This window comes from Plantactinospora sp. DSM 117369, from assembly GCF_053764795.1.
Window position 1 is genome coordinate 6,936,841 of the sequence record NZ_CM132446.1, and the last position, 12,367, is coordinate 6,949,207.

At 71.7% G+C, this 12,367-nt stretch carries 11 protein-coding genes and 1 tRNA gene; all 12 read right to left on the reverse strand.

What is annotated here, in order from left to right:
* Positions 1-19: 19 nt before the first annotated feature.
* The 12 genes from ACSMXO_RS29195 to ACSMXO_RS29250 all read right to left on the reverse strand — a co-directional run bounded on the left by ACSMXO_RS29195 (position 20) and on the right by ACSMXO_RS29250 (position 12,337).
* A complete protein-coding gene (locus ACSMXO_RS29195) occupies positions 20-952 on the reverse strand; it encodes an MATE family efflux transporter (protein ID WP_455414662.1) in 933 nt (310 codons plus the stop codon).
* Between the two features lie 185 nt (positions 953-1,137).
* The gene (locus ACSMXO_RS29200) at positions 1,138-2,217 is read right to left on the reverse strand and encodes an AbiJ-related protein (protein ID WP_455414663.1); all 1,080 of its coding nucleotides are present in this window, start codon (positions 2,215-2,217) and stop codon (positions 1,138-1,140) included.
* 112 nt (positions 2,218-2,329) lie between these two features.
* The gene (locus ACSMXO_RS29205) at positions 2,330-2,689 is read right to left on the reverse strand and encodes an integrase core domain-containing protein (protein WP_455414664.1); all 360 of its coding nucleotides are present in this window, start codon (positions 2,687-2,689) and stop codon (positions 2,330-2,332) included.
* 355 nt (positions 2,690-3,044) lie between these two features.
* A complete protein-coding gene (locus ACSMXO_RS29210) occupies positions 3,045-4,004 on the reverse strand; it encodes a tyrosine-type recombinase/integrase (RefSeq protein WP_455414665.1) in 960 nt (319 codons plus the stop codon).
* A 113-nt stretch (positions 4,005-4,117) separates the two neighbouring features.
* A tRNA-Pro gene (locus ACSMXO_RS29215) sits at positions 4,118-4,191 on the reverse strand.
* Between the two features lie 245 nt (positions 4,192-4,436).
* On the reverse strand, positions 4,437-5,843 hold the full coding sequence (gene der / locus ACSMXO_RS29220; protein ID WP_455414666.1) for a ribosome biogenesis GTPase Der: 1,407 nt from the start codon (positions 5,841-5,843) through the stop codon (positions 4,437-4,439).
* A gap of 103 nt (positions 5,844-5,946) precedes the next feature.
* Positions 5,947-6,630: a (d)CMP kinase gene (cmk, locus tag ACSMXO_RS29225; RefSeq protein ID WP_346263018.1), complete on the reverse strand. Its 684-nt coding sequence runs from the start codon at positions 6,628-6,630 to the stop codon at positions 5,947-5,949.
* 263 nt (positions 6,631-6,893) lie between these two features.
* The gene (locus ACSMXO_RS29230) at positions 6,894-7,643 is read right to left on the reverse strand and encodes a pseudouridine synthase (protein ID WP_346263019.1); all 750 of its coding nucleotides are present in this window, start codon (positions 7,641-7,643) and stop codon (positions 6,894-6,896) included.
* Entirely contained in the window at positions 7,630-8,631 is a 1,002-nt protein-coding gene (gene scpB / locus ACSMXO_RS29235; protein ID WP_455419331.1) for an SMC-Scp complex subunit ScpB, read from the reverse strand. The genes ACSMXO_RS29230 and scpB overlap by 14 nt, the downstream gene beginning before the upstream one ends.
* A gap of 263 nt (positions 8,632-8,894) precedes the next feature.
* Positions 8,895-10,049, reverse strand: a complete 1,155-nt coding sequence (locus ACSMXO_RS29240) for a segregation and condensation protein A (protein ID WP_455419332.1) — start codon at positions 10,047-10,049, stop codon at positions 8,895-8,897.
* A gap of 119 nt (positions 10,050-10,168) precedes the next feature.
* A complete protein-coding gene (locus ACSMXO_RS29245) occupies positions 10,169-11,098 on the reverse strand; it encodes a ParA family protein (RefSeq protein ID WP_278062609.1) in 930 nt (309 codons plus the stop codon).
* Positions 11,099-11,344: 246 nt separating this feature from the next.
* Complete coding sequence (locus ACSMXO_RS29250) at positions 11,345-12,337, reverse strand: site-specific tyrosine recombinase XerD (RefSeq protein ID WP_455419333.1); 993 nt, start codon at positions 12,335-12,337, stop codon at positions 11,345-11,347.
* Between the last annotated feature and the right edge of the window lie 30 nt (positions 12,338-12,367).

Consider the following 12,367-nt stretch of genomic DNA (forward strand, 5'->3'; position numbering starts at 1 on the left):
AGCCGATCGGAAGTCCATGTCATGTCGTACCCGGTCGGCAGGCGGCGCCACCGACAACGGCTCCGGCGTCCCACCCACCCCACAGGGTCAGCGGGTGGCGCCGAGCACCAGCCAGCGCCCGGAGCGGATCCGCAGCAGCAGGCCGATCAGCCGGATCACCACGAAGAGGGTCAACCCGGCCCAGATGCCACCGAGACCGAGGTCGAAGGCGTAGGTGAGCCAGATCGCCGGCAGGAAGCCACCGAGCGAGCGCGTTGAATACGGTGAGGTCGCGCAGGTATCGGACGTCCCCGGCGCCGATCAGCACCCCGTCGAGGGCGAAGACGACCCCGGCCAGCGGCTGCATCGCGACGAACCAGGGCCAGGCGAGCAGGGCCTGGTCGCGTACCTGCGGGTCGGCGCTGAACCAGGCCGGGATGAGCCCGGCACCGGCCCCGATGAGCACCGCGAAACCGACCCCGCAGAGCCCACCGAAGACCGCGACCTGCCGGGCCAGCAGCCGGGCGCTCGCCGCGTCGCCGGCCCCGAGCGCCGCCCCGACCAGCGACTGGGCGGCGATCGCCAGCGCATCCAGCAGCATTGCGGTGAAGAACCAGAGTTGCAGCGCGACCTGGTGGGCGCCGACCACCGCGACCCCGAACCGGGCCGCCACGGTGGTCGCCGACAGGAAGCTGACCTGGAAGGCGGCGCCCCGGATCAGCAGGTCCCGGCTGAGCATGTCGATATCCGCGATCTCCTCACCGCCGTCGGCGACCATCACCGCAGGGTCGACCAGCACCCTGCCCCGGTCCCGGCCAGGGACGAACTCTCGCCGAGCCACCGCCACCGACAACGCCTGTGTCAGCCCGCTGCGATCAGCCAGCAGCCGCAGCAGCGCCGCACCCACGTGCGGAACCACGCCACGGCCACCGGCCTCAACGGACAAGCCCTTGGACCAATCGGTAATCTGCACCTACGAAGTGCCTCTAACGCCGGGAACCTGCACGACTCGACACCGGGCAGTTTTCCTTACGTGGCAGGCACTTCGCCAGATCTACCCACCCGCCAGACAGCCAAGATCACGACCGCCGTGAAACGCCGAGGCTAGCAACAAGAAGTCCATGCGGAACTGCACCAGTGCCTCCTTACCGCGGGCCTTCACCGTTTTTGGATCCCAGTGGCGCCAAACCTCGGGCAGGAGAGCCGGAAGCTCCTGGAGGGCGGCACGGTAATGTCGTGGTAGAGCCTGAACAGGAGCAGCTGATGCCGGGAACCCTGCGGCACGCTGCTGCCGAGCCGCTGGTACAGCTCCCGCTTGGCGTGGTGATCGTCCTCGACCTGGCGGGTGTCCGACCACCAACTCTGCAGGTCGCGCCAGCGGAGGCCCGCCGGGCCGATAGGCCGGTCGTAGACGAGGAATTCCCCGGTGGGATCCACCACCTCGACGTCGCTGTCGATGACGTCGATGAGGCGCAGATCTGGCTTCCTTGGGGACGCGAAGATGAGCTGCTTGGGTCGGCCGGTCCTGGATCCGGTGGCCACCAGGTGGAAGGTCGGGTAGCCGTCGGTGTTGCTCGTCTCCCGAAGCTCCAGCCCGATAGCGGCGGGCGGAGGATTGATCGCGTCGACCAGCTGGCGTTGGGCGTCTTCATCCGGCACGGTGTCGCCGGACACGATGCCTTCGAGGAAGAGAGCGAATCTGCGGTCAGACGCCTGATCAACCGCACCGAGCTCATCGAACAGCTGCTCGACAGTCCAGCCGTCGTTGCGGTAGAAGTGCCGATCGATCTGTCCGCTGAGGCTGGTGTCCTCGAAGCCGAAAGAGAGGCCGCCGCGGCCCAGATCAAATAGCGTGGCCAGGAGGTTGTGGAATCGCTGGGCGTGATCGACCAGGATCCACCCCGGCAAGGCCCGAGCGAGGTCGCGACGTGTCCGCTTCGGGATCGGAGGAGGATGTTCGTCGGCCCACACGAGATCCTGGACCGTCATGCGGTCGATCATGTGGAGGCCGCTGTCCCGTTCCACTAGGCTGACGGCGACCTCCCGGAGCCGCTCGTCCGGGACCGCCGCAGCGCTGCTGTCGCCACGCTGGGCTTTGGTCTCGCCGCCTGTCGATGGCGGGAGCCCAGCCTCAACCAAGTCCTCGTCGAGCTTGGCATGAGTGCTTCCGCCAGCGATCACGCGGGCGGCCCGGAACACGATCTCACGAAGCGTCGCGACACCCGCCTCGTCAACCATCGTGTCATGCTGACAGGCATCGCACCAAAGTCATCCTTGAGGTTCCCCCCGGGATGTGGACACCGGGTTATGCCGCGATCTGTTGCAGGGTAGCCGGTGTGAGGGTTTGTTCCTAGTCGGCGGGGCTGAGATAGCCGAGTGCGGAGTGGCGGCGCCGGTGGTTGTAGAAGGCGATCCACCGGAACACGTCGCGGCGGGCGTCGGGTTCGGTGGCCCAACGGCGGTGGTCGACGTCGAGTTCGCGTTTGAGGGTGGCGAAGAACGCCTCGGCCAGGGCGTTGTCGTACGAGGATCCGATCCGCCCCATCGAGCGGCGGATGCCGTGCCGTTGGCAGGCGTCGGCGAAGTCGCGGCTGACGTATTGGGCGCCCCTGTCCGAGTGGAAAATCACGCCGTCGACTCGGCCGCTCCGGGCGGCGACTGCGGCGTCCAGGGCGTCGATGATCAGGCTGGCGGTTGCTGCCCCGCGCACTGTGTGCGCGCCGGATCGTCACCCCGACCACGCTGCTGGCCCGGCACCGCCGTCTGGTAAGGCGGCACTGGACGTATCCGAGCCGGCCGGGCCGGCCGCCGGCCCGGACCAGACTCAGCCCGGCCACCGCCCGACGGGCAGCCCACCACCATCTCCTCACCGATACCCGGGGACTCGAACCTGCTACCCGCCCCCGGGCCCTCCCCCGCGCCCCGGCTGGGGCGGGGGGAGGGCCCCACGTAGCCGGCTGCCCGCTCCGGCCGGAAGATTGGCCGGAGCGAGGGCGGAATGCGGGCTACCGCACCCGCTCATCGGGCCCGTCATCGACGCCAGCCAGGTGCGGCAGCCCTGACCTCTAGACGCGTTCGCCGATTCCGAGTCGGGCTTGGGTTTCCTGTGCCCGTTCGGCGGCGGCGCTAGCGCCGTAGTGACGGGGCATGTCCTCCGATGTCCAGCCCAGCAAGAGCATCAGATCCCCCGTGTCTCCCCCGGCGCGCTTCCACTCGTGGGCGAAGTTGTGTCGCCACCGGTGGGCGTGCACGTCCGGTACTCCGGCCGCCTTGCCCAGCCGCTTGAGCAGGATCTTGATCCCGTTCGGAGTCAAGGGTGCGGCGCCACGGCTGGCCAGCCACAGATTCGGCAATGCGGCGCCCTTGTGCTTGTCCCGGGCCCGCAGGTACCGGCTCAGCGCCCGGGCGGTCTTGGGACCGAACCGGACCCGCCGGTCCTTGGCGCCCTTGCCGTGAAAGTGCACCGACTCGGTGTTCAGGTCCACGTCCGTGTCGAGGAGGTTGCCGACCTCGGACAGCCGGGCACCGGTGTTGCAGTACAACCGGATCAGCGCCTCGTCGCGAAGGTTGGCGAACCCCTTTCCCTTGCACGCGTCGAGGAGCTTGCCGGTGTCCGCGTCACGCATGACCGGGATCAGCTTCCGCGGTGTCTTCGGCTGCCGGACCCGTTCCACCGGCGAGCGGTCGATGGCCTGCTCGTCGACGAGCAGCCACTTGAAGAACTGCTGCAGTCCCTTGTGCTTGTTCAGCGCGGTCGACGCGGACCTGGTCTCGATCATCCAGGCCTGGAAGGCCTCCACATGGGCCCGTGTGACCGCGCACGGATCATCGGCCGCGACCTCGGCGTCCGGATCCGGGGAGTACTCCCCGAGATAGCGGCCGAGTTGGGCTGCGGCGAGTAGATAGTTGTAGCGGGTGGTCTGTGGGTAGTTCCCGGCGCGCAGTGACCGGTCCCGGTCTCGTAGGAACCCGGCCCAGCCCCGCGACAGGCCGGCGGTGAGCTTGTGAAGATCGAGTAGTGGCATGGCAACCTGCCCGAGTCAAGGAGTCCAACAGCGGCGTGCTAGACCGGGCATTCATGCCGAGCTATGAAAAGAGGGCTCCCGCAAGTCTCTGACCTCCGGAAACCCTCTCGCTGTCGGGACGGCCGGATTCGAACCGACGACCCCTTGACCCCCAGTCAAGTGCGCTACCAAACTGCGCCACGTCCCGCTCCCGCCCGGCGTACCGTGCGACAGCCGGTACAGCGTAGCGCAGCACCCTTTCGTACGCGCAACGGCCTACCGCCCTCCGGCGCCCGAACCCGTCCCGTTACGCCCCCACCACAACCCCTATCGCATCCTAGGAAGATAGGTCATTACCAGGAGCCACAGAGCGGGATCGTCGCGGCCGGTCCCCGGCGAAGCGGGGACGACGAGGACGGGCCCCGCGAGACAACAGCGAACCTGCGGCGAGGCTCAGCCGTGCGGCTTGCCGCGCCCGCCGGCACCGATTTTCTTGCGGGGGCGTACCGACACCTCCACCGGGCTGCCCTCGAAGCCGAACTCCTCCCGGAGCTTGCGTTCGACGAACCGCTGGTAGCCGGCGTCGAGCGGGCCGGTGGTGAAGAGCACGAACCGCGGAGGGCAGGTACCGGCCTGGGTGGCGAAGAGCACCCGCGGCGCCCGGCCGCCCCGCACCGGGTGCGGCGTCGCCTGCACCAGCGCGGTCAGCCACTGGTTGAGCTGCCCGGTCGGGATCCGGGTCTCCCAGCTGGCCAGCGCGGTACGCAACGCCGGGGCGAGCTTGTCCACCGCCCGCCCGGTCTTGGCCGAGACGTTGATCCGGATCGCCCAGGGAATCCGACGCAGCTCGCGCTCGATCTCCTTGTCCAGGTAGTAGCGGCGATCCGCGTCGACCAGGTCCCACTTGTTGAAGGCGATCACCAGGGCCCGGCCGGCCTCGGTGACCGTGGTGAGGATCCGCTGATCCTGCTCGCTGATCGGCTCGCTGGCGTCGAGCAGCACCACCGCCACCTCGGCCGCCTCGATCGCCGCAGCGGTACGCAGGCTCGCGTAGTACTCCGTACCGCTGGCCTTGCCGACCCGCTTACGCAGCCCGGCGGTGTCCACCAGTTGCCAGACCTCGCCGCCGATCTCGACCAGGCTGTCCACCGGGTCGACGGTGGTGCCGGCGACCGAGTCGACCACCGCCCGCTCCTCCTTGGCGAGCCGGTTGAGCAGGCTGGACTTGCCGACGTTGGGGCGGCCGACCAGGGCCACCCGGCGGGGCCCGCGCGGGCCCGCCTCGGTGACCGGCGGCGCGTCGGGCAGCGCCTCAAGGATCGCGTCGAGCAGGTCGCCGGAGCCCCGGCCGTGCAGCGCGGAGACCGGCCGTGGCTCGCCCAGTCCGAGCGACCACAGCGAGGTCGCCTCGATCTCCACGGCCGTGTTGTCGGCCTTGTTGGCGACCAGTAGCACGGGCTTGGCACTGCGCCGGAGCATGCGTACGGCGGCCTCGTCGACGTCGGTCGCCCCGACCGTCGCGTCGACCACGAACAGCACGACGTCGGCCGTGGCGACGGCGTTCTCGGCCTGCGCGGCGATGGCGGCGGCCCGGTCCCTCGCGTCCGGCTCCCAACCGCCGGTGTCGACCACCGTGAACTGCCGCCCCGACCACTGCGCGTCGTACGGGACCCGGTCCCGGGTCACCCCCGGGGTGTCCTCCACCACCGCCTGCCGGCGGCCGATGATCCGGTTCACCAGCGTCGACTTGCCGACGTTGGGTCGCCCGACCACCGCCACCACCGGCACCGGACCGGTCGGCTCGGCCTCGTCGACGACGTCCGGCTCCCGCAGCTCGACCCAACCGTCCCCCGCGTTCACGCCGCCTCCTCTACTGCATCACCGGGGAAGATCCCGATGGCATCGCCCCACCGGGTACTACCCCGGTCGTCCACTACCGCACCGATCCCGCCGATCCATCGGCTCACTGGCCCGGCCGCCGCTCGGTGAGCAGGTCACGCAGCCGCGCGACCACCTCGTCGACGCCCAGTGCGGTGGTGTCCAGCACCACCGCGTCCGGGGCCTGCCGCAGCGGGTCCGCGGCCCGGGTGGAGTCGAGGCGGTCCCGCCGGGCCAGGTCGGCGGCGGTGGCGGTGAGGTCGGCGGCGTTCTCCACGCTGCGCCGCAGCGCCCGCGCCTCGGCCGAGGCGGTGAGGTAGACCTTGAGATCGGCGCCGGGCGCCACCACAGAGCCGATGTCCCGGCCCTCGACCACGATCCGGCCGGCCGCCTCGATCATTTCACGCTGCTGCGCGACGAGCAGTTCCCGTACCGCGGGCACGGCCGACACCGCGGAGACTGCGGCGGTCACCTCCGGGCCCCGGATCTCCCGGTCGACGGCGATGCCGTCGGCGGTCACGCTCGGCGCCTCCGGGTCCACCCCGATCTTCAGGTCGGTCTCCCCCGCCACCTTGGCCACCGCCTCGGCGTCCTGCGGGTCGACCCCGGAGCGCAGCACCGCCCAGGTGACGGCCCGATACATCGCCCCGGTGTCGAGGTAGCGCGCGCCGAGCGCGCCGGCCAGCCGGCGGGAGACGGTGGACTTCCCCGAACCGGACGGGCCGTCCACGGCAACCACACATCGCCCGGTCCGTACCTTTTCCGCCACCGTTCCTCCTCCACCGATCCCCTGGGCGATACGCCCGGCACTGCCGAGTTCCGCGGGCAGCCGGCCGTGGCGGCGCCGCGTGTCGCTGTCCATCATGCCCCGTCCGCCGGACCGGCCCGCGCCCGACATCGGAGGCGGCGGCCCAGCGCACGGTCACCTCCGGCAGGCCGGCCGGCAACCGCCCCGGACCCCCGTCGCCGGCGGCGGCCGGGCAACCGCGTCCGGCCGAGGTCAGGCCCGGCCGCAGTCAGGCCCGGCCGCAGTCAGTCACCGACTGCCTTGAAGAGCGCGGCGACCTCGGCGTTGGTCAACCGGCGGGTACGCCCGGGCCGCAGATCCCCGAGCCGGATCGGACCGATGGCCGTACGCACCAGCCGGGACACCGGGTGTCCGACCTCCTCGAGCAGCCGCCGGACGATGTGCTTGCGCCCTTCGTGCAGGGTCAGCTCCACCTGGGCGGTACGTCCCAACGTGTCCACCAAGCGGAACTCGTCCACCCGGGCCACCCCGTCGGACAGCTCGACCCCGGCCTTCAACCGCCGGCCGGCACTGCGGGACAGCGGCCCCGCCACCTCGCACAGATAGGTCTTCGGCACCCCGTACGACGGGTGCATCAGCCGGTGCGCCAGCGTGCCGTCGTTGGTCAGCAGCAGCAGTCCCTCGCTGTCGGCGTCGAGTCGACCGACGTGGTAGACCCGTTCCTCCACTCGGCCGAGGAAGTCTGCGAGCGCGGTACGGCCCTTCTCGTCCGCCATCGTCGACACCACGCCGCGCGGCTTGTTCATGGCCAGGTAGACCAGCCGGGTATCGGTGACGAGCCGCTCACCGTCGACGTAGATGACGGCGGTGGCGGGGTCGACCTTGTCGCCGAGCTGCGCGACCCGCCCGTCGACGGTGACCCGGCGCCGGAAGATCAGGTCCTCGCAGGCACGCCGGGAGCCGACGCCGGCCGCGGCGAGCACCTTCTGCAGGCGCTCCACGCCGGGAGCGTCGGAATTGTCATCGCGGGGCATCGGCTATCTCTTCCACGTCGTCGGGCAGGAACGGGGCCAGTGGGGGCAACTGGGCTACGGTGTCCAGCCCGAGTTTCTCCAGGAACAGCGTCGTGGTCCGGTACAGGAACGCTCCGCTCTCCGGCTCGGTGCCGCACTCCTCCACCAGACCGCGAGTGACCAGGGTACGGATCACCCCGTCGCAGTTGACACCCCGGATGGCCGAGATCCGCGACCGGGTCACCGGCTGCTTGTAGGCGACCACGGCGAGGGTCTCCAGCGCCGCCTGGGTCAGCCGGACGGACTGCCCGTCCAGCACGAACCGCTCGACGTAGGTCGCGTATTCCGGCCGGGTGTAGAGCCGCCAGCCACCCGCGGCCCGGCGCAGCTCGAAGCCGTGCCCGGCCGCCGTGTAGCCGGCGGACAACCTCTCCAGCATGGCCGAGATCCGCTCGGTCGGCTGCTCCAGCACCTGCGCCAGCAGGATCTCCGTGACCGGCTCGTCCACCACCAGCAGGATGGCCTCCAGGGCGCCGCGCAGCTCGTCATCGTCGATCAGCGCCAGCGCCGTGGCCCGCCGGCCAGCCCCGCCCGGCACCGGCGCCGCCGCCGGCTCGCCGGCCGCGTCCGGACCGGCATCCTCGGGTACCCCCACCGCCTCGTCCGGCCCGGCACCGCGTTCCTCGCCCCCGGGCGTCCGCCCGGCCTGCTCCGCAACCGCAACGTCTTCGTCGGCGGGGTGCGTGACGGCGGTCGGCTCGTCGGCGGGGTACGGCACGGCGTCCCCTCCGGTGGTCGGTGGTTCGCCCGCGTCCCACTGGTCCACCGGCGGCTCTCCGGCGACCGCCCGACCGGCCGGGTCGACGTGATCCGACAGCGGTGTACCCAACTGCTCGGCCGATGCCCCGGCCGTCTCCCGGACAACTGGCGACGCGGCCGGCTCCTCGCCGACCTCCCGGGCTGGGACCTGCTGACGCTGCGCAACCGAGCCTGAGCCCTCGACCGGCATGTCCTGCTCTGCCACCGGCGCACCCGGCGCCTCGCCCTCCGAGCCCGGGCCTTCGCCCAGGGAGCCGGCGGCCTCGACCCGGGAGCCGGCGGCCTCGACCGAGCGGTCCTGCGACTCGCTGAAGGAATCCTCAGCCGCACCCTCAGCCGGAGAGTCGGGGGTCTCGGCCGGGGGCTGCGGCGACGCGGGCCCGGCCGGCCGTTCCCACGGTGGCACCCAGGCCGCCGCCTGCTCGGCCAGCGAGTCAGGCCGTTTTTCGCTGGTCACCGCGTTTCCTCCTGCGTCTTGTCCCCGGCCGCCATCCCGTCCGGCTCGGTCCGGTCCGGTCCGGTGCCACTCTCCGCCGGTACCGCCGGTTCGTCCCCGCCGGCCGGACGCTCCGGTGGTGCCGGCGCGCCCGCGTACTCGTCGATGTCGAGTTCGGCGCCGCCGTCCTCGGGACCGGTCCACCGTACGGTCAGCTCGCCGAGCGCCTCCACCTGGGCGAACCCGACCAGCCCCTCCCGGTACAGCTCCAGCAGGGCCAGGAACCGGGCGACCACCTCAAGGGTGGATTCGCAATCCGCGCAGAGTACCCGGAAGGTAGCTACACCGGCCCGGCGGAGCCGGTCGCGCAGCAGCGCGGCGTGTTCCCGGACACTCACCCGGACCATGTGCACGTGGTCGATGGAGACCACCGGCGCCTTCTTCGGGGTCATCGCCTTGACCGCCAGCGCGGCGAGCCGGTCCACCCCGATCCCGAGCACCAGGTCCGGCAGCGCCTCGGCGTACCGCGGTTCCAGGGCGACGGCCCGGGGGTAGCGGCGGGAGCCGACCGCCTCCAGCTCGGCGATGTGCCCGGATGCCTCCTTGAACGCCTTGTACTGCAACAGCCGGGCGAAGAGCAGGTCCCGGGCCTCCAGCAGGGCCAGGTCCTCCTCGTCCTCCACCTGGGCGGCCGGCAGCAGCCGGGCGGCCTTGAGGTCGAGCAGGGTCGCGGCGACGACGAGGAACTCGCTCGCCTCGTCCAGGTCCCAGTCGTCCCCCATCGCCCGGATGTACGCGATGAACTCGTCGGTGACCCGGTGCAGCGCGACCTCGGTCACATCGAGCTTGTGCTTGCCGATGAGCTGGAGCAGCAGGTCGAAGGGACCGGTGAAGTTCGCCAGCCGTACGGTGAAGCCCCCCACCGCCTCGGCCTCGGCGTGCGCCGGCTCGGCGGTCGGGTCTGCCGGGACCGCGTCCTGACCGGTGGCCGCGAGCGCGTCCCCGTCGGCGGCGACCGGGGGCCCGTCGGTACCGACCGTCACGGCCGCCAGCGGGTCGGACGGGGGCAACGGTGGATCCGACGCGGGCGGCCGCGGGTCCGGCGCGGCCGGGGAGGTGGGCGGGGAACTCACCCGACGACCGTAGTCCACCGGTTCCGGACCGTCAGCCATCAGCGTCGCTCCGGTACCGTCACTCACCCGATGATCCTCGACACGGCGGGCACCGACCCGGGCCCGGACAGACGAAACGCGAGACTGCCGGCCGAGGTCGGCCGGAACCACCCACCTGGCTACCGCTCGGCCTGCGCGGCGATCACCTCTCGGGCGAGCTGGCGGTAGTTGCGGGCTCCGGAGGAGGCCGGATCCAGCGTGGTGATCGGCGCACCCGCGACCGTGGACTCGGGGAACTTGACCGTCTTGGTGATCACGGTCTGGTAGACCTTGTCGCCGAACGCCTCCACCACCCGCTGGAGCACCTGACGACAGTGCGTGGTGCGGCTGTCGTACATGGTGGCGAGGATGCCCTCCAACTCCAGGTCGAAGTTGAGCCGCTCGCGAACCTTGTCGATGGTGTCCAGCAGCAGGGCCACGCCACGGAGGCTGAAGAACTCGCACTCCAGCGGGATGAGCACGCCGTCGGCCACGGTGAGGGCGTTGATGGCGAGCAGGCCCAGCGAGGGCTGGCAGTCGATCAGGACGTAGTCGTATTCCTTACGGATCGACTTCAGCACCCGGGCCAGTGCCATCTCCCGGGCGACCTCGTTGACGAGCTGGATCTCGGCGGCCGAGAGGTCGATGTTGGCCGGCAGCAGGTGCAGCCCGGCGACATCCGTCTTGATCAGCACGTCCTCGGCGGTGACGTCGTCCTGCATCAGCAGGTTGTAGACCGACAGGTCGAGGTTGTGCGGGTTGACGCCCAGGCCGACCGAGAGCGCCCCCTGCGGGTCGAAGTCGACCAGCAGCACGCGGCGGCCGTATTCGGCCAGTGCGGCGCCGAGGTTGATGGTCGTGGTGGTCTTGCCCACCCCGCCCTTCTGGTTGGCCATCGCGATGATCCGGGCCGGCCCGTGCTGGTCGGTCGGCATCGGCTCGGGGATCGGCTTGCGGATCGTGTACGCGGCCGGGTCGGCCGGCCCCAACTCGGCACCGAGATCCAGGGCGGACTGCTGCTCGCGCAGGCTTGAGGTCCACGCCTCGGCACGGTCAGCGTTTCCAGCCATGTCCTCGTACGCCCCCTCCCGACGACTGCCCGGCGTCGGAGCCGAACGGTGTCCTGTGCGGCGCCGCCGCGAACCTCGATTGCCGCCTCACGAGGCCGCGCCAGATCCCGACTCTACGCCACGTCGCAGCACCGTAGTGGGCACCGTCTCGGCGTGTCGAACCGGCCGCCGACCGCCACGACCTGACCGGGATCGCACCCGCCGCCCGACAGTACCCCGCCAGCGGGGCGGCCGGGATCGCCCGGGTCAGCCGCGTGCCCGGGGATGCGCGGTGGCGTACACCTCGCGGAGCCGGTCCACGGTGACCAACGTGTACACCTGGGTGGTGGTCACCGAGGCGTGCCCGAGCAGCTCCTGCACCACCCGTACGTCGGCGCCGCCGTCGAGCAGGTGGGTGGCGTACGAGTGCCGCAGCGTGTGCGGGGAGACCGCGCGCGGCCCGTCCACCGGCAGTCCGGCCCGGGCGGCGGCGCGGCGCAGGATGGTCCAGGCGCTCTGCCGCGACAGCGGGCCACCCCGGGCGTTGAGGAAGACCGTCGGCACGCCCCGTCCGGCGGCGGCCAGGGTCGGCCGGGCCCGGACCAGGTAGGCCCGCACCGCCTCGGCGGCGTATCCGCCGACCGGCACCAGCCGGCTCCGGCCGCCCTTGCCGTGCAGCAGCACCGAGCCGTCGGTCAGGTCGAGGTCGTCGATCGCCGCGCCGACCGCCTCGGAGATCCGCGCGCCGGTGCCGTACAGGAATTCCAGCAGGGCCCGGTCCCGCAGCGACAACGCGGCCCGGGGCCCGGTCGCGTCGACCGATCCGGCCGTCTCCAGCAACGTGACCACCTCGGTGACGTCCAGCGCCCGGGGCAGCCGCCGGGGCGGGACCGGCGGGCGTACGTCCCGGCTCGCGTCCTGGCCGACCAGGCCCTCCCGGACCGCGAACCGGTGCAGGCCGCGGACCGCGCTGGCGGCCCGGGCCGCGGACGCCGCCGCCAGCGGCGGGTGGCCGTCCGCCCCGGCCCGCAGCCGGGCCACGTGCGCGGCGATCTCGGCCGGCCCGACCGCCGCCAGGTCCTCGACGCCGCCGGCGGCCAGCGTCGCCAGATACCGTTCCAGATCCCGGCGGTACGAGCTGAGCGTGTTCGCCGACAGCCCGCGCTCGACGGTGAGGTGGTCGAGGTAGCCGCGCACGGCACGGCGCAGTGCCGGCGACGGTTCGGGCCCGTCACCGGCCGGCTGCGGCGGCGCGGTCAGGCCGGCCCCCGGCCGCCCCGCGCGGCGGCG

Excerpts from the sequence above, each read along its gene's own strand:
- ACSMXO_RS29240 (WP_455419332.1), bottom strand. The coding sequence starts at position 10,049 with ATGGCTGACGGTCCGGAACCGGTGGACTACGGTCGTCGGGTGAGTTCC.
- ACSMXO_RS29230 (WP_346263019.1), bottom strand. The coding sequence starts at position 7,643 with ATGCCCCGCGATGACAATTCCGACGCTCCCGGCGTGGAGCGCCTGCAG.
- scpB (WP_455419331.1), bottom strand. The coding sequence starts at position 8,631 with ATGCCGGTCGAGGGCTCAGGCTCGGTTGCGCAGCGTCAGCAGGTCCCA.
- ACSMXO_RS29245 (WP_278062609.1), bottom strand. The coding sequence starts at position 11,098 with ATGGCTGGAAACGCTGACCGTGCCGAGGCGTGGACCTCAAGCCTGCGC.
- ACSMXO_RS29200 (WP_455414663.1), bottom strand. The coding sequence starts at position 2,217 with ATGGTTGACGAGGCGGGTGTCGCGACGCTTCGTGAGATCGTGTTCCGG.
- ACSMXO_RS29210 (WP_455414665.1), bottom strand. The coding sequence starts at position 4,004 with ATGCCACTACTCGATCTTCACAAGCTCACCGCCGGCCTGTCGCGGGGC.